A 26,661-nucleotide genomic window follows, 5' to 3' on the forward strand; every position below is an offset into this window, starting at 1 on the left:
ATTAGGCTGGGTGACCGTGTCCGTCACCGAGCCCACCGACGACGTCGATCTGCGACCGATCCTCACGGATGCGGCGGGCGAGCTCGCCCGTGCGGGTGTCCCCGACCCGCAGGTCGACGCGGAACTGCTGCTCGCGCACGTCCTGGGCCTCAGCCGGGGCGGGCTCCAGGCGGCGATGCTCCGCGGCGACCGGGTGGCGCCCGAGCGGCTGGCGGGCTTCGCCGAACTCGTCGTCCGGCGCGCGTCCCGCGAGCCGCTGCAGCACCTGACCGGCGTCGCGCCGTTCCGCCACCTCGAGCTCAAGGTCGGGCCCGGCGTCTTCGTGCCGCGGCCCGAGACCGAGATGGTGGCGCAGCTCGCGATCGACGGGCTCATCGCCTCGCCCACGCCCGAGCCGGTCGCGGTCGACCTCGGTACCGGTTCCGGAGCGATCGCGCTGGCGCTCGCGACCGAGGTGCCGCACGCCCGCGTGCACGCCGCGGAGAACTCGCCCGAGGCGTTCGTGTGGACCCGGCAGAACTTCGACGAGGTCGGCGCCCCCAACGCGCACCTCGCGTTCACCGATCTCGCGCACGCGTTCCCGGAACTCGACGGCACGGTCGCGGTCGTCGTCTCGAATCCGCCGTACGTCCCGGATGCGGCGATCCCGCGCGACCCGGAGGTGCGCCTGTTCGACCCGCCCCAGGCCCTCTACGGCGGGGAGGACGGCCTCGACGTGATCCGCGTCCTCAGCGACGTCGGGATGCGGCTGCTGCACCCCGGGGGACTGCTCGTCATCGAGCACGCCGAGGTCCAAGGCGCCGCGGTGCGCGGGCTGCTCGCCGAGGCCGGGTGGCGCGCCCCGGCGACCCACCGCGACCTCACCCTGCGCGACCGCGCCACGACGGCCGTCCGCCCCTGACCCTCACACGGCGCGCGGAGGCGCGGTGCGTAGAATGACGGGGCCATGTCCTCCCTCTTCGACTGCAGCGACGAAGCCCAGCTGCTCACCGGAATGCGCGCCGCCCGCCATGCGCTCGGCCGCGGCCAACTCGTCGTGATGCCCACCGACACCGTCTACGGCATCGCGGCCGACGCGTTCAGCCCCTACGCCGTGTCGAAGCTGCTGGAGGCCAAGGGCCGGGGCCGGCAGTCGCCGCCGCCGGTGCTCGTGGCAGGCCTGAACACGGTGCGCGCGCTCGTCAGCGACGTGCCGCCCGTCATCGAGGAGCTCGTCGAGGCCCACTGGCCGGGCGGACTCACGATCGTGCTGCCCTCGCAGCCCTCGCTCTCCTGGGACCTCGGCGACACCGCCGGCACGGTCGCGGTGCGCATGCCGGCGCACCGGCTCGCGCTCGAACTGCTCGAGGAGACCGGCCCGCTCGCAGTCTCCAGCGCCAACCTCACCGGCAAGCCCGCCGCTGTCAGCATCGGCGAGGCGCAGGGGATGCTGAAGGAGTCCGTCGCCGTCTACCTCGACGACGGCCCGAGCAGCACCGGCGTCCCCTCCACGATCATCGACGCCACCGGCATCGCCCACGGCGGCACCGGGCACGTGCGGGTGCTCCGGCACGGCGTCATCCCCGCAGACACCCTCCGCGGCATCCTCGGCGACGCGATGGCGCCGGACGAGATCCCCGGGTCCGCGTGAAGCAGTACCTGATCATCGCCGCGGTCACCGCGGTCATCACCTTCGCGCTCTCGTGGGTGGTGTGGCGCTTCGCGCTGAAGTACAAGATCCATCCGCCCATCCGGGAGCGCGACGTCCACAAGACGCCGACGCCGCGGCTGGGCGGGGTGGCGATGTTCCTCGGGGTCGCCGCCGCCTTCCTCTTCTCCTCGCAGAACCCCGGGTTCGCGTTCATCTGGGCCGACCCGGTGCCGATGCTGGCGGTGCTCGGGGCGACGCTGCTCATCGTGCTCATCGGCGTGGCCGACGACCTCTGGGACCTCGACTGGATGATCAAGCTCGGCGCGCAGTTCCTCGCCGCCGGGATCATCGTCTGGTTCGGCCAGCTGCAGATCTCCTCGCTCCCGATCGGCGGCATGACCGTCGGGTCGAGCTGGATGAGCTTCGCCCTCACCGTGTTCTCCATCGTGCTGGTGATGAACGCGGTGAACTTCATCGACGGGCTCGACGGGCTCGTCGCGGGCGTCTGCCTCATCTCGAACGGCGTGTTCTTCGTCTACTCGTACCTGCTCGTGCGCGACACCGGCGCGAGCACGTACTTCAACATCGCCTCGTTCATCGCGGTGGTCCTCATCGGCGCGTGCGTCGGGTTCCTCCCGTTCAACTGGCATCCCGCGAAGATGTTCATGGGCGACGCCGGCGCGCTCATGCTGGGCCTGCTCATGGCGACCTCGGCGGTGGCCATCACCGGACAGATCCAGCCCGCCATGCTCGACCCCGACCAGCTCGGCCGCTCCCAGCTGCTGGGTGCGTTCATCCCGATCCTGCTGCCGGTCGCCGTGGTGCTGCTGCCCCTCCTCGACTTCGGCCTCGCCGTGGTCCGCCGGCTCCGTGCGGGCAAGTCGCCGTTCTCCCCGGACCGCAAGCACCTGCACCACCGGATGCTGGACATGGGCCACTCCGACCTCGGCGCCGTGCTCATCTTCTACGCCTGGACGGCGGTCATCTCGATGGCGGTCCTGCTCATGTACATCGCGACCCGTGAGGACTGGTTCGGCCAGTACTGGATCGGCGTCGCCTTCGGCCTGGTCGGGATCGCCGCCTGCCTGGTCGTGACCCTGCTGCCCGGCCGCCGTCGTGCACGGCGCCGCCCGACCCCCGTTCCGGAGGCACCGTGACCGACCAGAAGCCCTCGAGCACCCCGATCCTGCGTACGACCCTGCTGTGGTCGGGCGCGGTGACCGTCGTCCTCGCCGTCGCCGGCGCCGTCATCGGCCTCCTCGTCGGCGGAGGGGAGGGGCTCGCGTCCGCGCTCGCCGGCGTGCTCGTCGCAGCGGTCTTCCTCGGCATCACCGCCGGCAGCATCCTCATCGCCAACCGGTGGTTCGGCGACCCGCTGTACGTGCCGATCTTCTTCGGCGTCGTGCTCGGCGGCTGGCTGCTGAAGATCGTGCTGTTCGTCGTCGCCATGCTCATCCTGCGCGGTCAGCCCTGGATCGATCCGCCGGTGTTCTTCGTCGCGCTCGTGGTGAGCGTGCTCGCCTCCCTCGCGGTCGACGTGGTGGTGCTGCTGCGCATGCGCCTTCCCCGGATCTCCACGGAGCTCCCGACGGATCCGGAAGAGGGGGAGCGCACCGACTGACCCCTTCCGTCAGACGGTAGACCGCCTCGGACGGCCAGGATGACCCCGGGAGTTTGATAGGGTTACCTTGCATCCGATCGCAGGCGCCTGCTCGCCTGCGCGGAGTTTCACCGCCCGTCGTCGCAACGGTTGTACCGATGCCCCGAAGCTGGAGCCAGTGCTGTTTACTCAAGCTGCGACTTTGATCGCGAACGCCGAGTCGTCCGACGGCTTCCACGCCCCGTCGATCTGGGAGTTCTTCCCTGACGCCGTCCTCTTCGAGGGGACCGCGTTCGCCATCACGCGAATCAACCTCATCCAGATGCTGGCCACCGCGGTGCTGGTCATCCTCTTCGTCATCGGCACGCGCCGGATGAAGCTGGTGCCCGGCCGCTTCCAGAGCGTCGTCGAGATGGGCCTGGACTTCGTCCGCGTCAACATCGCGCAGGACCTGCTGGGCCGCAAGGACGGCAACCGCTTCCTGCCGATCCTCACGACGATCTTCTTCATGACGCTGTTCATGAACCTGACCGGTGTCATCCCGTTCCTGAACATCGCCGGCACGAGCGTGATCGCGGTCCCGCTGCTGCTCGCGGTCGTCTCCTACGTGATGTTCATCTACGCGGGTGTGAAGAAGAGCCCCGGCAACTTCTTCAAGAACTCGCTGATGCCCTCCGGCGTGCCGTGGCCGCTGTACATCATCATCATCCCGCTCGAGTTCCTCTCGACGTTCATCATCCGCCCGGTCACGCTGACCCTGCGACTGCTGATGAACATGATCGTCGGTCACCTGATGCTGGTGCTGTTCTTCGCAGCCACGCAGTTCTTCGTGATCACGCTCAGCGGCTGGTGGACGGCGCTCGGCGTCGGCACCCTCGCCTTCGGCTTCGTCTTCACCCTGTTCGAACTCCTGGTGGCCTTCCTCCAGGCGTACGTCTTCACCATCCTCTCCGCGGTCTACATCCAGCTCGCGATCGCGGACGAGCACTGACCGGGACGGCTCCGCCGCCCTCAACGAAAGGAAAACACCCGTGGACGCAACTACGGTTCTCGCCCAGGTGACCGGCTCCGTCGCGACGATCGGTTACGGCCTCGCCGCCATCGGCCCCGCCATCGGCGTGGGCATCGTCGTCGGCAAGACGATCGAGGGCGTCGCCCGTCAGCCCGAGCTGGCCGGCCGCCTGCAGGTCCTCATGTTCATCGGTATCGCCTTCACCGAGGCCCTCGCGTTCATCGGTATCGCGACCGGCTTCATCTTCGGCTTCTGATCCCTTTCGATACAAGTAAGGAGACAGGATGCTGAACGCTCTTGTCACCCGCGCTGCCGAGGAGGGTGGGGCGGCTCCCAGCCCGCTGATCCCCGCGGTGTACGACATCGTGTGGTCGGCCGTCTGCTTCGTGGTCATCCTCTTCGTCTTCTGGCGCGTCGTGCTGCCGAAGATGCAGAAGCTGCTCGACGAGCGCGCCGCCGCCATCGAGGGCAACATCGAGAAGGCCGACCAGGCGCAGAAGCAGGCCGAGGCCGCGCTCGAGCAGTACACCGCGCAGCTCGCCGAGGCGCGCACGCAGGCCGGTGAGATCCGTGAGGCCGCCCGTGAGGACGGCAAGAAGATCGTCGCCGAGGCGAAGGAGCAGGCTGCCGCCGAGGCCGCCCGCATCACCGCCCAGGCCAGCGCGCAGATCGAGGCGGAGCGTCAGGCGGCACTCGTGTCGCTGCGCGCCGAGGTGGGCTCGCTCGCCCTCGACCTCGCCGGCGGTGTCATCGGGGAGAAGCTGAAGGACGACGCGACCGCGCAGAACGTGGTCGACCGCTTCCTGGCCGACCTCGAAGCATCCGAGAAGGCGACGAAGTAATGGGCAGCGCGACCACGCACGCTCTGGCTGGCGCTCACGCGGCGCTCGCCCGGACGACCGGTATCGACCTCGGTGTGACCGGGGAGCTGTTCGAGGCCGCGCGTGCCCTCGGCGACAACTCGCACCTGCGTTCGGCCCTGGCCGACTCCGCTGCGACGCCCGAGGCGCGACGCGGCGTCGTGAACGCCGTGTTCGGCGCCTCGGTGTCGCCGGCGACGCTCTCGCTGCTCGGTGTCGTCGTCGACCAGCGGTGGTCCTCGGCCACCGACCTGGTCGACGGCATCGAGGAGCTCGCCGTGCGTGCGGCCTCCGTGGCGGCGCCGCAGACCGACCTCGAGCAGGAGATCTTCCAGGTCGCCGGGATCGTCACCGCGAACCCGGACCTGGAGCTCGCGCTCGGCAGCCGGATCGGCGACCCCGCGTCCAAGGGCGCGCTCGTCTCGTCGATCCTCGGTGGCCGCGTCAGCGAGGCGACGGCGCTCGTCGTCACCTCCCTGGTGCGCAACACCCGCGGACGCCGGCTGCGGCAGCTGCTCAGCGACGCGATGGACGTGGTGGCCGACCAGCGCGGCCGCACGGTCGCGACCGTGACCGCCGCCGCGCCGCTCAGCGACGCACAGGCCCAGCGCCTGTCCGCCGCGCTCACCGAGCGGTACGGCAAGCCGGTCACCCTGAACACCGTGGTCGACCCGACCATCGTCGGAGGCGTGCGCGTGCAGGTCGCCGACGACCTCATCGACGCCAGCATCTCCACCCGGATCGCCGACCTGCGTCAGCGGTTGGCCGGCTAGACGACTTCCCGCCCCACACGGCGGAGACTTTCGGGGCGAGGGCCCCACGAACGAAGGAAGACAATGGCAGACATCTCCATCAGCCCCGACGTCATCCGTGACGCACTGAAGGACTTCGCCGCGGCCTACGAGCCCACGGGGGCCGCGGCCGCCGAGGTCGGCTCCGTCATCGACGCCGCCGACGGCATCGCGCACGTCGAGGGACTGCCGGGTGTCATGGCGAACGAGCTCGTGACGTTCGCGGACGGCACGCTGGGCCTCGCGCAGAACCTCGACGAGAACGAGATCGGCGTGGTCGTCCTGGGCGACTTCGCCGGGATCGAGGAGGGCCAGCAGGTCACCCGCACGGGTGAGGTCCTCTCGGTCGCCGTCGGTGACGGGTACCTCGGCCGCGTGGTCGACCCGCTCGGCAACCCGATCGACGGCCTCGGCCCGATCGAGTCCGAGGGTCGTCGTGCGCTCGAGCTGCAGGCGCCCGGCGTCATGCAGCGCAAGAGCGTCCACGAGCCGCTGCAGACCGGCATCAAGGCCATCGACGCGATGATCCCCGTCGGCCGCGGTCAGCGTCAGCTGATCATCGGCGACCGCCAGACCGGCAAGACGGCCATCGCGATCGACACGATCATCAACCAGAAGGCCAACTGGGAGTCCGGCGACGTCAACAAGCAGGTGCGCTGCATCTACGTCGCGATCGGACAGAAGGGCTCCACGATCGCGTCCGTGAAGGGCGCGCTCGAGGACGCCGGCGCGATGGAGTACACCACCATCGTCGCCGCGCCCGCCTCCGACCCGGCCGGCTTCAAGTACCTCGCCCCCTACACCGGCTCGGCCATCGGCCAGCACTGGATGTACGGCGGCAAGCACGTCCTCATCATCTTCGACGACCTGTCGAAGCAGGCCGAGGCCTACCGTGCCGTGTCGCTCCTCCTCCGCCGCCCGCCGGGGCGCGAGGCCTACCCGGGTGACGTCTTCTACCTGCACTCGCGTCTGCTCGAGCGTTGCGCGAAGCTCTCCGACGAGCTGGGTGCGGGTTCGATGACCGGCCTCCCGATCATCGAGACCAAGGCCAACGACGTCTCGGCCTACATTCCGACCAACGTGATCTCGATCACCGACGGCCAGATCTTCCTCCAGTCCGACCTCTTCAACGCCAACCAGCGTCCGGCGGTCGACGTGGGTATCTCGGTCTCGCGAGTCGGCGGCGACGCGCAGGTCAAGTCCATCAAGAAGGTCTCCGGCACGCTCAAGCTCGAGCTGGCCCAGTACCGCTCGCTCGAGGCGTTCGCGATGTTCGCCTCGGACCTCGACGCGGCCTCGCGCCGTCAGCTCGAGCGCGGTGCCCGCCTCACCGAGCTGCTCAAGCAGCCGCAGTACTCGCCGTACCCGGTGGAGGAGCAGGTCGTCTCGATCTGGGCCGGCACCAACGGCAAGCTCGACACCATCGCGGTGGAGGACGTGCTGCGCTTCGAGCGCGAGCTGCTCGACCACCTGCGTCGCAACACCAAGGTGCTCGACACGCTGCGTGAGACCAACGTGCTCGACGACGACACCGTCGCCGAGCTCGAGAAGGCCACCGACGCCTTCATCCTGGAGTTCCAGGCCGGTGACGGCCAGGCCATCGACGCACCCGGCAACGAGCAGTTCGCCGCCGCGTCGGAGGATGACGTGAACCAGGAGAAGATCGTCAAGGGCCGCCGAGGCTGAGCCTCCGGGAACCGTAACCATGGGCGCACAACTCCGGGTCTACAAGCAGAAGATCTCTTCTGCGCAGACCACCAAGAAGATCACGAAGGCGATGGAACTCATCGCGGCTTCGCGCATCCAGAAGGCGATGGCGCGCGTGCGCGCGTCCTCGCCGTTCGCCCGCGCGGTGACGCGTGCCGTGTCGGCGGTGGCCACGTACTCCAACGTGGACCACCCGCTGACCCGCGAGCCCGAGGTGATCCGCCGCTCCGCGGTGGTCATCTTCACCTCGGACCGCGGGCTCGCCGGTGCGTTCAACTCGCAGATCCTGCGCGAGGCGCTGGAGCTGGCGACGCTGCTGCGCGAGGAGGGCCGCGAGCCGGTGTTCTACCTCGTCGGCCGCAAGGCCGTCGGCTACTTCCAGTTCCGCAAGATGGCCGCGGCCGCCGAGTGGACCGGTGACACCGACACTCCGCAGTTCAGCACGGCGGAGGAGATCTCGAGCACCCTGCTCGAGGCCTTCAACCGCGGCGGCGAGAACGACGGCGTGGACGAGATCCACCTCGTGTACAACCGCTTCGTCAGCATGATGACGCAGTCGCCGGAGACGGTCCGCCTGCTCCCGCTCGAGGTCGTCGAGGCCTCGGACGAGCCGGCATCGGGCGCCGTCTACCCGCTGTACGAGTTCGAGCCGGATGCGGAGACCGTCCTGGACGCGCTCCTGCCGGTGTACATCCAGAGCCGCGTCTTCAACGCCCTCCTGCAGTCCTCCGCGGCCAAGCACGCGGCGACGCAGAAGGCGATGAAGTCGGCCAGCGACAACGCCGACAAGCTCATCACCGACTACACCCGCCTGCGCAACAACGCGCGTCAGGCCGAGATCACGCAGCAGATCGCCGAGATCGTCGGCGGTGCCGACGCCCTGGCGTCCGGCAAGTAGAGAACAAGGAAGAAGACCATGACCACCACCGCTCCCGCCGAGCAGACGGAAGCCGCCGTCGTCGGGCGCATCGCGCGCGTGACCGGCCCCGTCGTCGACATCGAGTTCCCGCACGACGCCATCCCGGACATCTACAACGCCCTGAAGACGACCATCGTCATCGGCGAGTCCTCGCAGGAGATCACGCTCGAGGTCGCGCAGCACCTCGGCGACGACCTCGTCCGTGCGATCGCGCTGAAGCCGACCGACGGTCTCGTCCGCGGCCAGGAGGTGCGCGACACCGGCGGCCCCATCACGGTGCCCGTCGGCGACGTCACCAAGGGCAAGGTGTTCAACGTCACGGGTGACGTGCTGAACGCGCCCGACGGCGCCGCCATCGAGGTCACCGAGCGCTGGGGCATCCACCGCAAGGCGCCCAGCTTCGACCAGCTCGAGTCGAAGACCCAGATGTTCGAGACCGGCATCAAGGTCATCGACCTGCTCACCCCGTACGTGCAGGGTGGCAAGATCGGCCTCTTCGGTGGTGCGGGCGTCGGCAAGACCGTCCTCATCCAGGAGATGATCCAGCGCGTCGCGCAGGACCACGGTGGTGTGTCGGTGTTCGCCGGTGTCGGTGAGCGCACCCGTGAGGGCAACGACCTCATCCACGAGATGGAGGACGCGGGCGTCTTCGACAAGACCGCCCTCGTCTTCGGCCAGATGGACGAGCCGCCGGGGACGCGTCTTCGCGTCGCCCTCTCGGCCCTGACCATGGCCGAGTACTTCCGCGACGTCCAGAAGCAGGACGTGCTGCTGTTCATCGACAACATCTTCCGCTTCACGCAGGCGGGTTCCGAGGTGTCGACGCTGCTCGGCCGCATGCCCTCCGCCGTGGGCTACCAGCCGAACCTCGCCGACGAGATGGGTGTGCTCCAGGAGCGCATCACCTCGACGCGCGGTCACTCGATCACCTCGCTGCAGGCGATCTACGTGCCCGCCGACGACTACACCGACCCGGCGCCGGCGACCACGTTCGCGCACCTCGACGCCACGACCGAGCTCTCCCGTGAGATCGCGTCGAAGGGTCTGTACCCCGCCGTCGACCCGCTGACCTCGACGAGCCGCATCCTCGACCCGCGCTACATCGGCGCCGACCACTACCGCGTGGCCACCGCCGTGAAGCAGATCCTGCAGAAGAACAAGGAGCTGCAGGAGATCATCGCGATCCTCGGTGTCGACGAGCTCTCCGAAGAGGACAAGATCGTCGTGTCGCGTGCACGCCGCATCCAGCAGTTCCTCTCGCAGAACACCTACATGGCGAAGAAGTTCACCGGCGTCGAGGGCTCCACGGTCCCGATCAAGGAGACCATCGAGTCGTTCGACGCGATCGTCAAGGGCGAGTTCGACCACGTCGCCGAGCAGGCCTTCTTCAACGTCGGCGGCATCTCCGACGTCGAGGCCAAGTGGGCGCAGATCCAGAAGGAGAACGGCTGACATGCCGCTGAAGGTGAGCCTGGTCTCCGCGGACGCGGAGGTCTGGACCGGTGAGGCGTCGCTCGTCGTCGCCAAGACCGTCGAGGGCGAGATCGGGTTCATGACCGGTCACGAGCCCGTGCTGGCGATCCTCGCCGACGGCCAGGTCCGGATCACCGAGACGAGCGGTTCCAAGGTCGTCGCCGACGCCCGGGACGGCTTCGTCTCGGTCGAGCACGACGAGGTGACCATCGTCGCCGGACACGCGGCGCTCGTCTCCTGACACCACCACCCGCACGCACGCCGCCCGTGATCCACGGGCGGCGTGCGTCGTTTCATGAAGGACCCGGATGCTGATCCTGCTGCCCCCGTCCGAGACGAAGCGTCCCGGCGGTGACGGTGCCCCGCTCGACCTCGACGCGCTCGCGCTGCCGTCGCTCCGGCCGCAGCGCGCGGCCGCCGTCGAGGCGCTCGTGGCGCTCAGCGCGGACGAGGACGAAGCCGCGCGGGTGCTGAAGCTCAGCGCACGACAGCGCGGCGAGGTGGCGGTGAACGCGGCGCTGCGGACGTCGCGCACGATGCCGGCCGTGGACCGCTACACCGGTGTGCTCTACGACGCCCTCGCGGCGGAGGGTCTCGACGCCGCGGCCCGGGCCTGGCTCGGCGCACACGTCATGATCCACTCCGCCCCGTTCGGCCCGGTCGGCGCGCTCGACCCCGTGCCGGCCTACCGCCTCGCGGCGAACGCGGCGCTCCCGGGGCTCCCGCCGATGCGGCGGTTCTGGGCGGCGCCCGTATCCGACGCCCTCGCCGCGACGGCACCCCGGTTCGTCCTCGACCTCCGCTCGGAGGCCTACGCCGCGCTGGGTCCGGTCCCGGCCGGCCTTCCGTCCGTCTACGTCCGTGTCGTCACGGCGGGCCCCGACGGCGCGGTGCGTGCGCTCAACCACTTCAACAAGGCGACGAAGGGGCGGCTCGTCCGCGACCTCGCCGGGCTCCGTGCGGACGTGGCCGACCCGGCATCCCTCGCCGCCGTGCTCGAGCAGGCGGGATGGCGGGTCGAACCGGCCGCGGGGGAGTGGCGACTGTTCGCGCACGTATGACGCGAATGCTGAACAAACGCCGTGAGGGTCGCTAGCATGGGGCCGCGAGCGGTGCGCTCGCGACCCGCGGCCGGGCACCGGCCCTGACGACAGGATCACGACGCATGTATTACGACGACGGTTCGGGAGCGGCCTTCCTGGCCTTCCTCCTGATCCTCATCCCCATCCTCCTGATCACCGCGCTCATCAGCTACGTCATCAGCGCCTTCCTCCTCATGCGGATCTTCGACAAGGCGGGCGTGCAGGGCAAGTGGCGCGCCTGGGTGCCGGTCTACAACTGGCTCGTCTTCTCGAAGCTCGGCGACTTCTCGCCGTGGGTCGCGCTGGGCGTCGTGCTCGGTGCCGCCGTCCTCAGCCAGGTCCCCGTCATCGGCTGGCTGCTCGTGCTCGTCGAGTACGCGATGTACATCGTGATCGCGTGGCGCGTGGGCCAGAAGCTGGACAAGGAGTGGTACTTCCTGCTCCTGTGGCTGATCCCCGGCCTCGGCGCCCTCATCTGGCTGGCGATCCTCGCGTTCGACTCCTCGCGCTGGAACAGCGCGATCCGTCCTGCCCCGTGGGCGTCCACGTTCCTGGCCGACAAGACCGTCTGGCAGGGGATCCCGCAGCAGGCATCCGCCGCGCCGGCGGCCGGCGCCCCCGGCGCGTACCCGCCGCCCGCCCCCGGCGCCTACCCGCCGCCGGCCGCAGGCACCGCCCCCGGTGCCTACCCGCCCCCGCCCGCCGCACCCGCCGGTGGGGCAGCCACCGGTGACGTGCCGCCGGCGCCGCCCGCACCGCCGTCCGACCCGGAGGCGCCCCGCCCCTGAGCCGACCCAGGAGCCCCCTGCCCGCGCAGGGGGCTCCTTCGCGTGTCGGAGGGAAGTCGCCCCGGCGCGGTCGGACTAGGATGTGAGGACGCCGCCGTGCTCTGCGGCGCCCGCAGGACTGCCGAGAGGACCCCCGTGCCCGACACGACGACGCGCGTCCACGACGTCGCACTGCCGTCCGGGGCACTGGAGCTGCGCTGGGCCGCCGCGACGGACGTGGGCCGCCGCCGGGAGGTCAACCAGGACGCCGTGCTGGCCGCCTACCCGCTGTTCGTCGTCGCCGACGGCATGGGCGGGCACATCGGCGGCGAGATCGCCAGCGCCCGCACCGTCGCGCGGCTCGAGGCCGTCGTCGACGGCGGCAACGTCAGCACCAAGGCGATCGAGAAGGCCCTCGCACGCGCGGTGAAGGACATCGCCGCGCACCCCGAGGCGACCGACGACGGCACCGGCACCACCGTCACCGGCGTCTTCCTCGACCTCAGCGGCGCCGAACCGCACTGGGTCACCCTGAACATCGGCGACTCCCGCGTGTACCTCCTCCGCGACGACAACCTCGTGCAGATCACGACCGACCACTCGGTCGTGCAGGAGCTCGTCGCCGCCGGGCGCCTCAGCCCGGAGGAGGCGGAGAACCACCCGTACGGCAACGTCATCACGCGGGCGGTCGGCCCGAGCGAGAGCGTGCGCCCCGACTACGTGCGCCTCGACGTCGTCGACGGCGACCGCTTCGTGGTGTGCTCCGACGGGCTGACCAAGGAGCTCACGGACTACGGCATCCAGCACTTCCTCCGGGAGCATCGCGACCCGGCGGAGGCCGTCGAGGCGATGCTCGACGCCGCGCTCGAGAACGGCGGGCGCGACAACGTCACCGTGATCGTGCTCGACGTGTCCCGCCCCGCCTGACACCCGTCCTCCCCAGCGCCCGAGACGCCCCGCGCCGTCCACCTCCCGCCGGCGTCGTCGCCCGCGGCCCTCGGCCCGCGGTGCACTGGAGGGCATGCACGACGAGCGCACCGTCCGGGTTCCCCCGCCACCGCCCGCTCCGGCCAGGTCGGGCGTGCCGGTCCTCGCCGCGATCGTCCCGGTCATGGGCGGTGTGCTGCTGTTCGTCCTCACCGGCTCGCCTTTCGCGCTGTGGTTCTGCGCGCTGGCGCCGGTCATGGCGGCCGCCACCTATATCGACGCCGGGTTCGCCGCCCGGCGGGCCCGGCGGCGCGACGACGCGCACCGGCGGAGGACGCTGACCCACGCCCGTGCCGAGCTCGCGGCACTGCGCGACGCCGAGCGCGCATCGCGGTGGGCGGCCGAACCCGACCTGCTCCGGCTCACCACCGACCGCGCCGAGCCCTGGCGGCCCGTCCCGGCCCGCGTCGAGACGCTGGTCGTCGGCCGCGGCACGGTCGCCGCCGGCATCCGGCTGACCGGTGACGACCGGGCGGTGTCGGTCCTCCGGGCCGAGGCCGAGACCCTCGACGACGCGCCGCTCGCGGTGCCGATGACGGCCGGTATCGCGGTCGTCGGGCCGTCGGTGCTCGCCGAGGCGGTCGCGCGCGCCCTCCAGGTGCAGGTGCTGTGCCGGCTGGCGCCCGGTGCGGTGTTCGCCGACGGACTCGACGAACGCTGGGCCGCCGCCGTGCCGCACACCCCGCCGGCGCCGCGCCGGCTCGTCGCCGCGCCGCCGTCGGCACCCGGCGACATCGGCGTCGTCGCACTCCCGCCGGGTGTGCCGCCGCCTCCGGGATGCGCCGCCGTCCTCACCCTGACCGGACCGGACACCGCGCACCTCGACCACGACGGACGCATCGTCCCGCTGTGCGTCGAGGCCGTCTCCACCGCGCAGGCCCGGGCGGTCGTCGCGGCACTCGCCGAACGGGCGCGGACGGCGTCGCCCGCGACGCGGTTCCCCGCCGGCGTGAGGTTCGGCGACCTGCCCGCGGCGACCGGAGGACTCGCGGTCCACCTGGGTGCCACCGCCGACGGCCCGTTCCGACTCGACCTCGTCGCCGACGGCCCGCATGCGGTCGTCGCCGGCATCACCGGTGCCGGCAAGAGCGAGCTGCTCACCAGCTGGATCACCGGGATGGCAGCGGGTCGCGGCGTCGAGGAGGTCACGTTCCTGCTGGCCGACTTCAAGGGCGGCACCGCGTTCGACCGGCTGGCGGGGCTGCCGCACGTCACCGGCGTCGTCACCGACCTCGACGACCGCGGAGCGCGGCGCGCGATCGAGTCGCTCCGCGCGGAGATCCGGCACCGGGAGGCCGTGCTCGCCGCAGGCGGGGTGCGTGACGTCGGCGACCCGGCCGCCGGGCTGCCGCGCCTCGTGATCGTGGTGGACGAGTTCGCGGCGCTGCTGCAGGCCGCCCCCGAGCTCGGCGCGGTCTTCACCGACGTCGCCGCACGTGGCCGTGCGCTCGGCATGCACCTCATCCTGGGCACGCAGCGCGCGTCCGGCGTGGTCCGGGACGCGCTGCTCGCGAACTGCCCGCTGCGGGTGAGCCTCCGGGTCACGGATGCGGCGGACAGCCGCTTCCTGCTCGGCGGCGACGACGCGGCGGTCGAACCCGAACACGGGGTCGCCCACATCCGCGTCGCCGACGCCGCACGCGCGACGCGGGTGCGCATCGCGCTCACGGGCGACCACGACATCGCCGCGGTCGCCCGCGCCGCCGCCGGTGGGGCGCCGCCCCGGGCACCGTGGCTGCCCCCGCTTCCCGACCGTCTGCCGGCGGACGGCGTGCCCGCCTCGCCGGACGGGTTCGTGCTGGGGATCGCCGACGAGCCGGCACGGCAACGGCAGGGACCGCTGCTCCTGCGGCACGGCGACGGCGGGCTCGCGGTGATCGGCGGTCCGGGCTCCGGCCGCAGCGGACTGCTTCGTGCACTGGCGGCGCAGGACCCGGGCGCCCTCGTGCTCCCGGCCGACCCGGAGGCCGCATGGGACCTGCTCGCCGCGGAGGACCCCGCCGCGCCCGGCTCGCTCCTCGTGTGCGACGACCTCGACGTGCTGCTCACCAGGTTCCCGCCCGATCACGCCGCGGCCGTCGCGGACCGGATCACGACGATGGTCCGCGCCGGCGGCAGGTGCCCGGTGATCGCCGTCGGTCGCATCGGCGGCCCGGCCGCGCGCCTGGTCGACCTGTGCGGACGGCGGGCGGTGCTGCGGCTGCCGTCGCGTCTGGACCACGTGAGCGCCGGCGCCGAGGTCGCGACCCACGACCCGCACGCACCACGCGGACGCGGCACCGTCGACGGCACGGCCGTGCAGTTCCTCGACGCCCCGGGAGCACCTCCGGCCGTCGCGCCGGTCGTCGAACGGTGGCGGCCGGTCCCGGGTGTGAGCGGGCTCGTCCTCTCGGGCGGCGGCCGCGCCCGCGGCATCCGCGACGCGCTCCACGCGCTGGGGGCGACGGTCACGGCGCCCGGGGAGGCCGGATCCGCCGACGGACCCGTGCGTGTAGTCGTCGGTGACGTCGACCAGTGGCAGCGGTCGTGGCAGGAGCTGGCCGCGGTCCGCGCGCACGGGGAGCTCGTCGTGGACGCCGCGTGCGGCGGCGACTACCGACTCCTCACCGGCGACCGGGCCCTGCCGCCGTACTGCGCACCCGGTCGAGGTCGCGCCTGGCTGCTGGACGGCGCCGGCCGTCCCCGACGCGTGCTGCTCCCCGGGGCGGACGCGGGCGGCGCCGCAGGTCGCGTCCGCTGGTGACGGTGGGACGACGGGCCGGTCGTGCGCAACCGCCTGCGGTCGGTGCCGCAAGGGAGCAGGATGGAATCATGCCGATTCAGCCGTATGCATCCCGTCCCTGGCTCGCCTCGTACGCGCCCGGCGTGCCGGCGGAGATTGACCGGCCGCTGCAGACGCTCCCCGACATGCTCGCGGCGAGTGTCAAGGCGTACGGCTCGAAGACCGCGCTGGAGTTCTTCGGCCGGACCACGTCGTACCGGCTCCTCGGGGAGCAGGTCGACCGCGTCGCGGAGGGACTACGGCGTCTCGGCCTGCGCCGCGGCGACCGGGTCGCCCTCATCCTCCCGAACTGCCCGCAGCACGTCGTCGCCTTCTCCGCCGTGCTGCGGCTGGGCGCCGTCGTCGTCGAGCACAACCCGCTCTACACGGCGCGGGAGCTGCGCCACCAGTTCGAGGACCATGGCGCGCGGTTCGCGATCGTGTGGGACCGCGTCTACGACACGGTCGCCGAGTTCCCGTCCGACGTGCGGCCCGAGCAGCTCATCAGCGTCGACATCACCACCGCGCTGCCGCTCTCGAAGCGGATCGCCCTGCGGCTGCCCCTGCCCGCCGCGCGCGCGGCCCGCGCGAAGCTCGGCACGCCGCCGACCGCACGTCGGCCCCGTACCTGGGAGTCGCTCCTGGACAACCGGCGCATCTCCCGGCGCGTCCCGCGTCCTGCGCTGGAGGACACCGCGCTGCTGCAGTACACGAGCGGCACGACCGGACAGCCGAAGGGCGCGATCCTCACGCACGCGAACCTCTGCGCGAACGCGTTGCAGGGCCGCGCCTGGGTGCCCGGCCTCGTCGACGGCGAGGAGACGTTCTACGGGGTGCTGCCGCTCTTCCACGCGTACGGCATGACCCTGTGCCTCACGTTCGCGATGAGCATCGGCGCGAGACTCGTGCTGTTCCCGACGTTCGACCTCGACCTCGTCACCCAGGCGGCGAAGACGAGCCCGCCGACGTTCCTGCCCGCCGTGCCGCCGATCTACGACGCGCTGGCCCGCGCCGCGTCCCGCGGCACGATCGACCTGTCCAGCGTGCGCTTCGCGATCTCCGGCGCCATGAGCCTGCCGGTGGCGACCATCCGCCGCTGGGAGGAGGCGACCGGCGGCCTGCTCGTCGAGGGGTACGGCATGACCGAGACCTCCCCGGTCGCGCTCGGCAACCCGATGGGACCCACCCGGCGTCCCGGCACCGTCGGGGTGCCGTTCCCCGGCACCGACATCCGCGTCGTCGACCCGGCGGATCCGACCGTCGACCTGCCCGCGGGGGAGCAGGGCGAACTCCTCATCCGCGGTCCGCAGGTGTTCGCGGGGTACTGGAACCGCCCCGCGGAGACCGCCGCCGTGCTGCTGGAGGGCGGATGGCTCCGCTCCGGCGACATCGCCCTCGTCTCCGAGGACGGCTTCGTCACGATCGTCGACCGGCTGAAGGAGCTCATCATCACGGGCGGCTTCAACGTGTCACCGAGCGAGGTGGAGAACACGCTCGAGACGCACCCCGACGTCGAGGCGGCCGCGGTCGTGGCCCTGCCGCGGCCGGACGGGAGCGAGACGGTCGCGGCGGCCGTCGTGCTGCGCGAGGGCGCCGCCGCCGGTCCGGATGCGCTCCGCGACTACTGCCGCGCGCACCTCGCCGCGTACAAGGTGCCCCGACGCGTGGTCATCATGGACGAGCTGCCGCGCTCGCTCGTGGGGAAGGTGCTCCGCCGCGAGGTGCGCGAGCGGATCCTCGGGGACTGAGCCGGGCTCAGACGGTCGCGCGGATCGCGCCCACCGGGGCGCCGCCGCCGGTCAAGGTGAGCGGCAGGTCCGCCAGCGCCCGCTCGACGTCGGCGGAGGGAAGGGCGCCGGCCTGCTCCAGGAGCCGGAGCGCGACCACCGCCCCGACACGGGTCGAGCCGTCGAGCGTCTTCAGCGCGACCGTCGTGCCGTCCGGGGCGACCATGACCATGACCCCCTCGGCGCCGGTCTTCGCGAACGCGCCGGTCCGCTCGATCACGAGCGTGTCGGGGCTGCCCGGTCCGGCGATGGTCCACGGCGAGTTCCGCACCGCGGCGAGCAGGGTCGCGCCGTGGCGGTGCAGCGCGAACGGTGAGCGCTCCGACGCCGTGCCCATCCGGTGGAGGGCGCGGGCGAGCCCGGTCAGCGAGACGGCGTGCACGGGCGCGCCGCATCCGTCGGTGGCGCTCGCGGCCGGCCGCTCACCGGTCAGCCGCTCCACGACCTGCAGGACGTGCTGCTGCAGCGGGTGCGACGGGTCGAGGTAGCCCGCGGTCTCCCAGCCGTTCGCGCGGCAGGCGAGGAGCATGGCCGCGTGCTTGCCCGAGCACTCCATGCGGATGCGGGAGGCCGGGGCGTGGTCGCGCACCATCTCGTCGCGCGCCGCGCGGTCGATCGGCCACGCCGCCGGGCAGCCGAGGTCGTCCTCGGTGAGTCCCGCCGCGGTGAGGATGTCGCGCACCAGCGCGACGTGCCGCTCGGTGCCGGTGTGGCTCGCGGTCGCGATGCCGAGGTGGTCACCGTGCAGGTCGGCCCCGGCCGTGAGGCACGCGAGCGCCTGCAGCGGCTTGAGGGTGGACCGCGGCAGCACCAGCGCCGACGGGTCGCCGAGCGTGCGCGTCGTGGTGCCGTCGGGCGCGATGACCACGGCGGACCCGGCGTGCCGGGACTCGACGAAGCCGCTGCGCTCCACGACGGCGAGCTCGGCGGCGGCGGACACGGCGAACGTCTGAGGCATCCTCCCAGCCTACGGCCCGTGCCAGACTGGCCGCATGATGGGCGAGCACCGCTACGAACTCACGAGCGTCTGGACCGGCAACCGTGGCACCGGGACCTCCGGCTACCGCGACTACGACCGGTCGATCACGGTCGAGGTGGCCGGCAAGCCCGAACTGCTCGCGTCGAGCGACACGCCGTTCCGCGGCGATCCGACCCGGTGGAACCCGGAGGACATGCTGATGGCCGCGCTGTCCGAGTGCCACCTGTTGTCGTACCTGCACGCATGTGTGGGCGCCGGCGTCATCGTGGTGTCCTACCGCGACCGCGCGACGGGCGTCATGCGTGAGGACGGGAAGGGCGGCGGTGCGTTCGTCGAGGTCGTGCTGCATCCCGACGTGGTCGTCGCCGACGCCTCGATGGTCGAGGCGGCCGAGGCCGCGCACGCGCAGGCGAACGCGTGGTGCTTCATCGCGAACTCGGTGAACTTCCCGGTGCGCCACGAGGCGACCGTCGTCGCCGCCTGAGCGGATCCGGGTCAGCGGCGCTCGTGCGGGAGCACCTGCTTGATGCGCTCGATCGCGCCGTGCGCGGGGACCTCGTTGTAGGTGCCGGCGAGCTCCTGCCCGGACAGGCCGTGGATCGCCGCCATGATGTCGTCGGTCGCGAGTCGACGCGCCTTGCCCGAGGACGCCGGACCGTGCGGGGTGAGATCCAGCGGCTCGCCGAACCTGATCGTCACGCGGGGGCGCAGCCGCGGGAACCTCGCGCCGACCGGCATCGCCTCGTTCGTGCCGATGAGCCCCACCGGCACGACCGGCGCGCCGGTCTGCAGCGCGAGGAACGCGACACCGGTGCGCCCCTTGTAGAGCCGGCCGTCGAGCGAACGCGTGCCCTCCGGGTAGAGCGCGATGGCCTTGCCCGCCTCCAGCATCCGCTTCTGCTGGTCGAGCGCGTCCAGCGCCGCCTGACCGGCACCGCGCTCGACGGGGTTCGCGCCGAGGGCGGTGAAGAACTCGCGGGAGATCCAGCCCTTCAGCCCCTTGCCGTCGAAGTAGCTCGACTTCGCGAGGAACTGCACCGGGCGCGGCGACGCCAGCGGGATCGCGAACGAGTCGATGAACGACAGGTGGTTGCTGGCGAAGATCACCGGGCCCTGCTTGGGCACGTGCTTCCTGCCCTCGATGCGCGGCATGTAGAACAACCGGGCGAGGGGTGCGATGACGTACCGGCCGAGCATGTACGCGAAGCCGACATCCGTGACGGGCTTGGCCTCGGCGGTCCGGGCGGTGGGCTCGATGGGATCGGGACGCTCCGCTGAAGTCACCCCACGACGATACTCCGGTTCGCATGCCGGTCCGTGCATGGGGGTTCCCAGCGCGCACAGAAGCGGATGCGGGATGATGGGGGAGTCCTTTCTCCCGAACGAATGAGGTCACCCGTGCGCGTCCGACCGATCGCCGCCCTGTCCGTCGCCGTCGCGGCGGTGCTCGCCCTCGCCGGCTGCGCCGCGGGCGACGCCGAGCCCGACCCGACCGCGAGCACCGTGGCGAGCCTCGACCTGTGCGCCGACGTCGCCGAGTCCGGCGCCGCATCCGAGGCCGTGGAGGTCTCCGGCGAGGTCGGCGCCGAGCCGACCGTGACCTTCGCCGCGCCCCTCGAGGCGGAGACGCTCGAGCGCACCGTCGTCGTCGAGGGCACGGGCGAGGAGATCGCCGAGGGCGACTACGTCACCTACGCCGTCGCCGCATACGACGCGCAGAGCGGCGAGCTGCTGGAGAGCGCAGGCTACGCGGCCGGCGAGATCGCGCCGGCACCGATCGTCGCGGGCAGTGTCCTCGGCGACGCGCTCGGCTGCGCCACCGTCGGCACCCGCGTGACCGCGGTCACCGCCGCCACCGAGTCGAGCTCGGCGGCGGTCTACGTCATCGACCTGCTCGGCGCGGTCCCCGCCGACAAGTGGTGCCAGCCGGTCGAGCCGACCGATCCGGCCGCGTTCCCGACCGTCGAGTTCGGTGAGGACGGCGCCCCGACCGTGACCGTGCCGGCCGTCGAGCCCCCGTCCGAGGTCACCCTCGAGGTGCTCACCGAGGGCGACGGCGAGACCGTCGAGGCCGGCGACGACGTGACGGTCGACTACCACGGTGTGAAATGGTCCGACGGCACCGTCTTCGACTCCAGCTGGGACCGCGGCGAGCCCGCCACCTTCGCGACCACGCAGGTCGTCGCCGGGTTCGGCAACGCCCTCGTCGGCCAGAAGGTCGGCTCCACCGTCCTCGTCTCGATGCCCCCGTCCTGCGGCTACGGCGCCTCCACCGGCCACGAGCTGCAGAACGAGACGCTGATCTTCGTGATCGACATCCAGGCCGTCGACCAGGGCTGATCGTTAGGCTGAGCGGATGCGTCGCGTCCTGATCCTCGGTTCCACCGGCTCCATCGGCACCCAGGCCCTGGACGTGATCCGGGCCAACCCCGGTCGCTTCACGGTCGTGGGCCTGGCCGCGGGCTCCGACCGCGACGGGCTCGCCGCGCAGGCGGAGGCGTTCGGCGTCGAGCACACCGCGCTCGGCGCGGCCGAGGCCGAGCAGCTCGTCCGCGACGTCGAGGCCGACGTGGTGCTGAACGGCATCACCGGGTCGGTCGGGCTCGGCCCGACCCTCGCGGCGCTCGAGACGGGGCGGACGCTCGCCCTCGCGAACAAGGAGTCGCTCATCGTGGGCGGCGACCTCGTCACGGCGCTGGCCGCCCCCGGGCAGATCGTGCCGGTCGACTCCGAGCACTCCGCGATCGCCCAGGCGCTGCGCTCGGGCGCGGCGCACGAGGTCCGCAGGCTCGTGGTGACCGCATCCGGTGGGCCGTTCCGGGGCCGGAGCCGCGACGAGCTCCGCGACGTCACGCCGGCGGAGGCGCTCGCGCACCCGACGTGGGACATGGGCCGGGTGGTCACCACGAACTCCGCGACCCTCGTGAACAAGGGGCTCGAGGTCATCGAGGCGCACCTGCTGTTCGGGGTGCCCTACGACCGCATCGACGTGGTGGTGCACCCGCAGTCGATCGTGCACTCGATGGTGGAGTTCACCGACGGCTCGACGATCGCGCAGGCCTCGCCGCCGGACATGCGGCTGCCGATCTCGCTCGGCCTCGACTGGCCGCACCGGGTCGCCGGCGTCGGGACCCCGCTCGACTGGACCGTCGCGTCGTCGTGGACCTTCGAGCCGCTCGACGAGACCGCCTTCCCGGCCGTGCGCCTGGCCAAGCAGGTCGGACGCGCGGGCGGGACGTTCCCGGCGGTGTTCAACGCCGCGAACGAGCAGGCCGTCGACGCGTTCCACGAGGGGCGGCTGCCGTTCACCGGCATCGTCGACACCGTCGCCCGCGTCGTCGACGCGCACGACGCACCCTCGACCCTCACCCGGGACTCGCTCGCCGAGGCCGAGGGCTGGGCGCGCCGCACGGCCGACGCCGCCATCGCCGCGGCCTGAACCCGCCGCTCCCGGCGTCGCATCCGAGGCCACGGGATTCGGAGGTCACCGGATTCGGGGGGTCACCGGATTCGGGGGTGTCACGGAATTCGGGCCGTCACGGGATTCGGAGGTCACCGGATTCGGGGGTGTCACGGAATTCGGCGCGGATCGCCGCATCCGACCCGAATCCCGTGACATCTCCGAACGCCGTCACCGTTGCGGCGGGCAGTCCCCATCACCGGATGCGGCGGGCAGTCCCCATCACCGGATGCGGGCGGGCAGCCGCCAGGACCGGATGCGGCGGTGAGCCGCCGCCGACGAGCGCTCGCGGCCGGACGGTGAGCGCTGCGGATCAGGCCGACGGACGCGTGGGGTCGGAGTCCGGCGTGCGGTCCTCCGGGTACGGCACCGGCCAGTGCGGCTCCGGCACCGGCCAGCCGGCGTCGCGGAGCGCCCGGCGGGCGAGCTCCCGCGCCGAGTAGGGCGTGCGGACGCCGCGGATGTCGCGGTAGTCCTGGTGCCCGGGACCGGCCCAGAGGATCGCGTCACCGTCGCCGACGAGCGCCACGGCCTCGCGGATCGCGCGCTCGGGCGGTGAGGACTCGTGGATCTCCGCGTCGGGGCGGGCGCGACGGGCGCCCTCGAGGAGCGTGGCGCGGATGGCGTCCGGGTCCTCGTGGCGCGGGTGGTGGTCGGTGACCACGAGGATGTCGCTGCCCTCCACCGCGGTGCGTCCCATGTCGTGCCGTTTCGTGGCGTCGCGGTCGCCGTCGGCGCCGAAGAGCATGAGCACGCGGCCGGGGGTCACGTGGCGCACCGCCGCGAGCGTCTTCTCGAACGCGTCGGGGGAGTGACCGAAATCGACGTACACGGCGGGGCCGCGCTCACCCGAGACCCGCTCGGTGCGGCCGGGGAGGTACGCCTGGATGCGGCCGCCGTCGAGCGCGCCGGCGATGCGGTCCCAGGCGAAGCCGCCCTCGAGCAGCATCACGATCGCGAGCCCGGCGTTTGCGGCCATGTGCCGGCCGATGACCGGCACCGTCGTCTCGAGCCGGCCGGCCGGGCCGGTCAGCGCGAAGCGCGTGCCGTCCTGCCGCTCCTCGAGGATCTCGACGGTCCAGTCGGCCTGCACCGTGGGGTCGGCCGCGATGGCGGGCGTGACGATCGTCGTGCACGGCACCTCGCAGCGGGCGACCGCCTCGGCGCCGGCGGCCGAGTCGAGGCAGACGACCGCACGGCGTGAGCGGTCGGGGCGCAGCAGCGGCAGCTTCGCCTCGAGGTACTCCTGCATGTCGGCGTAGTCGTCGAGGTGGTCGTGGCTGAGGTTCGTGAACGAGGCGACGTCGAACACGATGCCGTCGACCCGGTGGCGGCTCAGCGCCTGCGCGCTCACCTCGACGGCCACCGCCTCGACGCCGCGCTCGCGCATCAGCGCGAGCAGGGCGTGGAACTCGCTCGCCTCGGGCGTCGTCAGCCGGGACACGATGACCTGGCCGGCGATGTGCCGCTCGGCGGTGGACGACAGGCCCGTGACGACGCCGAGCTGGCTCAGCATCCCCTCCAGCAGGTGCGAGACGCTCGTCTTGCCGTTCGTGCCGGTCGTGCCGAACAGGAGCGGCAGGTCGTCGTCCTGCCCCGTGCCGTACACCCATGCCGACAGCTCGCCGAGCCGGGCGCGCGGTTCCGCGACGACCAGCACGGGGAGCCCGGATGCGGCGGCGAGCTCGGCGCCCGCCTCGTCGGTGATGACGGCGACCGCGCCGGATGCGGCGGCCTGCGCCGCGAACTCGGCACCGTGGCGGTTGACCCCCTGCAGCGCGACGAACGCCTCGCCGGCCCGCAGGTCGGCGGTGGCGAGGGTGATCCCGGTCAGCCACACGTCGTCGAGGTCACCGATGACGCGCGCTGAGGCGAGGTCGGCCAGGGCGCGGAGGCTCCGCCGGGGCGGGTGCTCCGGGCGCAGCACCGGAGGCAGGGAGGCGGGAGGTTCAGTGCTCGACATGGGCTTCCATTCAACCAGACGGGACGCGCGCCGCCCCTGTGAGCGGAGCGGCGCGCGTCGTGCCTCAGCGGCGGGTCCGGCGGAAGGCCGCGGCGCCGGTGACGAGCCCGGCGGCGCCGAGGACGAGTCCGCCGGCGCCGAGCCAGACGCCGAGACGGTCGCCGTCGGCATCCGCTCCGGCCGCCGTGGCGGAGCCCTCGGCGCCGTGCCCCTCGTGCGCGGCCGCCGCGGGGCCGACCGTCACGACGGGGGCCGGCGCATCGAGCCCGTGCGGGTCGTCGCCGTCCTGGGCGATCTCGGTCCACGCGTGCTCGCCCTCGGTGCAGGTCTGGATCACCGGGAACACGAGCTGCGTGCCCGCGCTCTCCGGCGCGTAGCCGACGCCGAGGGTGAGCTCGGCCCGGAGGCCGTCCGGCACCGGGTCGGCGGCGGTGAACACGACCTCCTCGACCATGCCGGTGCCTCCGCCGCCGCGCACCACCGCGATGTCCCAGCCGGGGGCGACGGTGGGTGCGACCGAGGCGATGCCCGCGGGGATGCCGATGGTGACGGCGGTCGTGGGGGCGCCGTCGCAGCCGTGGCTGAACGCGAAGGCGAGCACGCCGTGCCCGCCGGCGACGGCGGGTGCGTCGGGCGTGACGGTGACGTGGGCGTGCGCCGACTGCGGCACGAGCACGAGTGCGGCGGCGAGGGCGGCCGCGCCGGCGAGCGCGGCGGGGCTGCGGAGACGGGATGCGGACATGGTGGTTCCTCTCGGTTCTGGCGCGCGGGCGAGGGCGCCGCGCGCGCACGGACGACCCGCCGACGGGGTGACGGCGGGATCGGCGGATCCGGGGCGACGCGTCGTCGCGGCGGATCAGCGGGAGAGGAGCGGCGGGGGAGCCCGGCCGTGCCGGGTGCGGGTCCACGCCGCGGGGGCGGGCAGCGCGCACGCGACGGCGACGTGCAGGCGCGGCGCGGGCCGGGGTCGCGGCCGGACGGTCGCGCGGCGGACGGCGCCGCCCAGACCGCGGGCGATCGCGCGCAGGACGCGCGTGCCGCAGCCGATGACCGTGAGCGCCGCGACCGCCGCGGCCAGGTGCGCCGCCAGCATCCCCGGCTCGGGCGGGACGATCCCGCCGGCCGGACCGAGGCCGATGACGCCGTGGTGCGCGACGTGCACCGTGCCGGTCGCGCCCACGGTGAGTGCGGCGAGCGTGTGCAGCGTCGCCTGCGCCCACAGCGCTCCGACAGCCGCGCCGAGGAGGCGCGGGCGACGCGCCGCGAACAGCACCGCCACCGGCCAGGTCAGGAGCGCTGCGACGAGCACGGTCCAGGGGCCGGGCGCCGAACCGCCGCCGAACGTGTGCGACACGGCGGCGAGCAGCACCCCGACCACGGTCGCGGCGCCGCCGCGTGCGACGCGGTGACGGCGGGCCCGCATGGTCCGCTCGTCACGTGTGCGCATGGCAGCACCCTAACGGCTGATTCGAAGGCGCCGAGGCTAGCGTGGGAGCGTGAGCGTCCTCGCCTTCGTCATCGGCATCGTCGTGCTCGTCGTCGGGCTCGCGGTGTCGATCGCCCTGCACGAACTCGGCCACCTGCTGCCCGCCAAGGCGTTCGGCGTGCGGGTCGGCCAGTACATGGTGGGGTTCGGCCCCACCCTGTTCTCGCGCCGGAAGGGCGAGACCGAGTACGGGGTGAAGGCGATCCCGCTGGGCGGCTACATCTCGATGGCGGGCATGTACCCGCCCTCGCCGGGACTCGGCGACCGCGTGCCGGTCGGTGCCGAGGCCGAGGCGACGCAGGATGCGGCGGCGGACGCCGGACGACGGCGGGCGGGGCGGTTCTTCTCGGTCATGGTGCAGGACGCCCGCGCCGCGAACGACGAGACCCTCGTCGGCGCCGACGACGACCGGGTGTTCTACCGGCTCCCGGTGTGGAAGCGCGTCGTGGTGATGCTCGGCGGCCCGATCACGAACCTGCTGCTCGCGATCGTGCTGTTCACGATCCTGCTGAGCGGCATCGGCCTGCAGACCGCGACCGCGAGCGTGGCGTCGCTGAGCGACTGCGTGCCGGCGGCCTCGGGGTCGCAGGCGTGCGCCGCCGAGACCACCCCGGCGCAGGCCGCCGGCCTCGAGCCGGGCGACGAGATCCTCGCGATCGACGGCACGCCGGTGGAGACCTTCGCCGACGCCTCGGCGATCATCCAGTCCTCCGCCGGGCGGCAGTTGAGCCTCCTCGTCGAGCGCGACGGTCAGCAGCGCACGGTCGCGGTCACGCCGGTGGCGGTGCCCGCCGCGGTCGTCGGCGCGGACGGCGAGGAGGTCGAGACCGAGGTCGGCTTCGTCGGGTTCCGGCCCGACAGCGAGTTCGTCCGGCAGCCGGTCTGGTCGGGCGCGGTCGCCGCGGTCGAGAACGTCGGCGCGGTCACCGGGATCATCTGGCAGCTGCCGGTGAAGGTCGCGCAGGCCGCGGGCTCGCTGTTCACGGGCGAGGAACGCGATCCCGACGGACCGCTCAGCGTCGTCGGCGCGAGCGTCATCGCGGGGGAGGCCGCCGCATCCGAGGCCCCGATCATCAACCGGGTGTCGTTCATGATCGGCCTGCTCGGATCGCTGAACATCGCGCTGTTCGTGTTCAACCTCATCCCGCTGCTGCCGCTGGACGGCGGGCACGTGGTGGTCGCCCTCTGGGACGGTGCCAAGCGCACGGCGGCGAAGCTCTTCCACCGTCCGCCGCCGAAGCCGGTCGACGCCACGAAGCTCGTCCCGCTCACGTTCGTCGTGGTGATCGCGCTCGTCGCGATGGGCGCGGCGCTCATCCTCGCCGACCTGTTCAACCCGATCTCGCTGTTCTGAGTCGCCCGCCCGCCCGCCCGCCCGCCCGGCGCCGGCCGCCGCG

Annotated in this window: 26 protein-coding genes; 21 read left to right on the plus strand and 5 right to left on the minus strand. The window is 72.5% G+C overall.

Annotation, left to right across the window (positions count from 1 at the left end):
• Positions 1 to 16 precede the first annotated feature (16 nt).
• The 17 genes from prmC to ACWAUO_RS14140 all read left to right on the plus strand — a co-directional run bounded on the left by prmC (position 17) and on the right by ACWAUO_RS14140 (position 17,337).
• Entirely contained in the window at positions 17 to 901 is an 885-nt protein-coding gene (prmC, locus tag ACWAUO_RS14060) for a peptide chain release factor N(5)-glutamine methyltransferase (RefSeq protein WP_460776302.1), read from the plus strand.
• A gap of 45 nt (positions 902 to 946) precedes the next feature.
• Complete coding sequence (locus ACWAUO_RS14065; RefSeq protein WP_460776303.1) at positions 947 to 1,630, plus strand: L-threonylcarbamoyladenylate synthase; 684 nt, start codon at positions 947 to 949, stop codon at positions 1,628 to 1,630.
• Positions 1,627 to 2,787 carry an MraY family glycosyltransferase gene (locus tag ACWAUO_RS14070; protein ID WP_460776305.1) on the plus strand — a complete coding sequence of 387 codons (1,161 nt, stop codon included), beginning with the start codon at positions 1,627 to 1,629 and terminating at the stop codon, positions 2,785 to 2,787. Before ACWAUO_RS14065 ends, ACWAUO_RS14070 begins: the two co-directional genes overlap by 4 nt.
• A complete protein-coding gene (locus tag ACWAUO_RS14075) occupies positions 2,784 to 3,251 on the plus strand; it encodes a hypothetical protein (RefSeq protein ID WP_460776307.1) in 468 nt (155 codons plus the stop codon). Before ACWAUO_RS14070 ends, ACWAUO_RS14075 begins: the two co-directional genes overlap by 4 nt.
• A gap of 181 nt (positions 3,252 to 3,432) precedes the next feature.
• Positions 3,433 to 4,221, plus strand: a complete 789-nt coding sequence (gene atpB / locus ACWAUO_RS14080; RefSeq protein WP_460776308.1) for a F0F1 ATP synthase subunit A — start codon at positions 3,433 to 3,435, stop codon at positions 4,219 to 4,221.
• Positions 4,222 to 4,261: 40 nt separating this feature from the next.
• Positions 4,262 to 4,498 (plus strand): F0F1 ATP synthase subunit C, encoded by a 237-nt coding sequence (atpE, locus tag ACWAUO_RS14085; RefSeq protein WP_320435482.1) that lies wholly within the window; start codon positions 4,262 to 4,264, stop codon positions 4,496 to 4,498.
• Between the two features lie 28 nt (positions 4,499 to 4,526).
• On the plus strand, positions 4,527 to 5,084 hold the full coding sequence (locus ACWAUO_RS14090; RefSeq protein ID WP_460776310.1) for a F0F1 ATP synthase subunit B: 558 nt from the start codon (positions 4,527 to 4,529) through the stop codon (positions 5,082 to 5,084).
• Complete coding sequence (locus tag ACWAUO_RS14095; RefSeq protein WP_460776311.1) at positions 5,084 to 5,875, plus strand: F0F1 ATP synthase subunit delta; 792 nt, start codon at positions 5,084 to 5,086, stop codon at positions 5,873 to 5,875. The genes ACWAUO_RS14090 and ACWAUO_RS14095 overlap by 1 nt, the downstream gene beginning before the upstream one ends.
• 63 nt (positions 5,876 to 5,938) lie before the next feature.
• Positions 5,939 to 7,579, plus strand: a complete 1,641-nt coding sequence (atpA, locus tag ACWAUO_RS14100; protein WP_460776312.1) for a F0F1 ATP synthase subunit alpha — start codon at positions 5,939 to 5,941, stop codon at positions 7,577 to 7,579.
• Between the two features lie 19 nt (positions 7,580 to 7,598).
• Positions 7,599 to 8,498, plus strand: coding sequence for a F0F1 ATP synthase subunit gamma (locus tag ACWAUO_RS14105; RefSeq protein ID WP_460776314.1), 900 nt, complete (start codon positions 7,599 to 7,601; stop codon positions 8,496 to 8,498).
• Between the two features lie 18 nt (positions 8,499 to 8,516).
• The gene (gene atpD, locus ACWAUO_RS14110; RefSeq protein WP_460776316.1) at positions 8,517 to 9,971 is read left to right on the plus strand and encodes a F0F1 ATP synthase subunit beta; all 1,455 of its coding nucleotides are present in this window, start codon (positions 8,517 to 8,519) and stop codon (positions 9,969 to 9,971) included.
• Position 9,972: 1 nt separating this feature from the next.
• On the plus strand, positions 9,973 to 10,233 hold the full coding sequence (locus ACWAUO_RS14115) for a F0F1 ATP synthase subunit epsilon (protein ID WP_460776317.1): 261 nt from the start codon (positions 9,973 to 9,975) through the stop codon (positions 10,231 to 10,233).
• A gap of 67 nt (positions 10,234 to 10,300) precedes the next feature.
• A complete protein-coding gene (locus ACWAUO_RS14120; RefSeq protein WP_460776319.1) occupies positions 10,301 to 11,053 on the plus strand; it encodes a YaaA family protein in 753 nt (250 codons plus the stop codon).
• Positions 11,054 to 11,157: 104 nt separating this feature from the next.
• Positions 11,158 to 11,862, plus strand: coding sequence for a large exoprotein (locus ACWAUO_RS14125; RefSeq protein WP_460776320.1), 705 nt, complete (start codon positions 11,158 to 11,160; stop codon positions 11,860 to 11,862).
• A gap of 135 nt (positions 11,863 to 11,997) precedes the next feature.
• On the plus strand, positions 11,998 to 12,768 hold the full coding sequence (locus ACWAUO_RS14130) for a PP2C family protein-serine/threonine phosphatase (RefSeq protein ID WP_460776322.1): 771 nt from the start codon (positions 11,998 to 12,000) through the stop codon (positions 12,766 to 12,768).
• A gap of 154 nt (positions 12,769 to 12,922) precedes the next feature.
• Positions 12,923 to 15,571 carry an FtsK/SpoIIIE domain-containing protein gene (locus tag ACWAUO_RS14135; protein ID WP_460776324.1) on the plus strand — a complete coding sequence of 883 codons (2,649 nt, stop codon included), beginning with the start codon at positions 12,923 to 12,925 and terminating at the stop codon, positions 15,569 to 15,571.
• A 68-nt stretch (positions 15,572 to 15,639) separates the two neighbouring features.
• The gene (locus tag ACWAUO_RS14140) at positions 15,640 to 17,337 is read left to right on the plus strand and encodes a long-chain-fatty-acid--CoA ligase (protein WP_460776325.1); all 1,698 of its coding nucleotides are present in this window, start codon (positions 15,640 to 15,642) and stop codon (positions 17,335 to 17,337) included.
• 7 nt (positions 17,338 to 17,344) lie between these two features.
• Here the strand turns inward: ACWAUO_RS14140 and ACWAUO_RS14145 are convergent, their stop codons facing one another.
• Positions 17,345 to 18,334: an asparaginase gene (locus ACWAUO_RS14145; RefSeq protein ID WP_460776327.1), complete on the minus strand. Its 990-nt coding sequence runs from the start codon at positions 18,332 to 18,334 to the stop codon at positions 17,345 to 17,347.
• A 34-nt stretch (positions 18,335 to 18,368) separates the two neighbouring features.
• Here ACWAUO_RS14145 and ACWAUO_RS14150 point away from each other — a divergent pair, with 34 nt between their 5' ends.
• On the plus strand, positions 18,369 to 18,839 hold the full coding sequence (locus ACWAUO_RS14150) for an OsmC family protein (protein ID WP_460776329.1): 471 nt from the start codon (positions 18,369 to 18,371) through the stop codon (positions 18,837 to 18,839).
• Positions 18,840 to 18,850: 11 nt separating this feature from the next.
• Here ACWAUO_RS14150 and ACWAUO_RS14155 read toward each other — a convergent pair whose 3' ends face one another.
• Positions 18,851 to 19,678 (minus strand): lysophospholipid acyltransferase family protein, encoded by an 828-nt coding sequence (locus ACWAUO_RS14155; protein ID WP_460776331.1) that lies wholly within the window; start codon positions 19,676 to 19,678, stop codon positions 18,851 to 18,853.
• Between the two features lie 75 nt (positions 19,679 to 19,753).
• Between ACWAUO_RS14155 and ACWAUO_RS14160 the strand changes: the two genes are divergently transcribed.
• Positions 19,754 to 20,695, plus strand: coding sequence for an FKBP-type peptidyl-prolyl cis-trans isomerase (locus ACWAUO_RS14160; RefSeq protein ID WP_460776332.1), 942 nt, complete (start codon positions 19,754 to 19,756; stop codon positions 20,693 to 20,695).
• A gap of 16 nt (positions 20,696 to 20,711) precedes the next feature.
• Positions 20,712 to 21,794, plus strand: a complete 1,083-nt coding sequence (gene dxr, locus ACWAUO_RS14165; RefSeq protein WP_460776334.1) for a 1-deoxy-D-xylulose-5-phosphate reductoisomerase — start codon at positions 20,712 to 20,714, stop codon at positions 21,792 to 21,794.
• A 334-nt stretch (positions 21,795 to 22,128) separates the two neighbouring features.
• Here dxr and ACWAUO_RS14170 read toward each other — a convergent pair whose 3' ends face one another.
• From ACWAUO_RS14170 to ACWAUO_RS14180, 3 genes are all read right to left on the minus strand, one after another.
• The gene (locus ACWAUO_RS14170) at positions 22,129 to 23,778 is read right to left on the minus strand and encodes a Mur ligase family protein (RefSeq protein WP_460776335.1); all 1,650 of its coding nucleotides are present in this window, start codon (positions 23,776 to 23,778) and stop codon (positions 22,129 to 22,131) included.
• 64 nt (positions 23,779 to 23,842) lie between these two features.
• Complete coding sequence (locus ACWAUO_RS14175; protein ID WP_460776337.1) at positions 23,843 to 24,520, minus strand: YcnI family protein; 678 nt, start codon at positions 24,518 to 24,520, stop codon at positions 23,843 to 23,845.
• 114 nt (positions 24,521 to 24,634) lie between these two features.
• A complete protein-coding gene (locus tag ACWAUO_RS14180; protein ID WP_460776338.1) occupies positions 24,635 to 25,225 on the minus strand; it encodes a hypothetical protein in 591 nt (196 codons plus the stop codon).
• 49 nt (positions 25,226 to 25,274) lie between these two features.
• Between ACWAUO_RS14180 and ACWAUO_RS14185 the strand changes: the two genes are divergently transcribed.
• Positions 25,275 to 26,618, plus strand: a complete 1,344-nt coding sequence (locus tag ACWAUO_RS14185; RefSeq protein WP_460776340.1) for a M50 family metallopeptidase — start codon at positions 25,275 to 25,277, stop codon at positions 26,616 to 26,618.
• The last annotated feature ends 43 nt before the right edge of the window (positions 26,619 to 26,661 follow it).

This window comes from Microbacterium sp. GXF7504, from assembly GCF_054798235.1.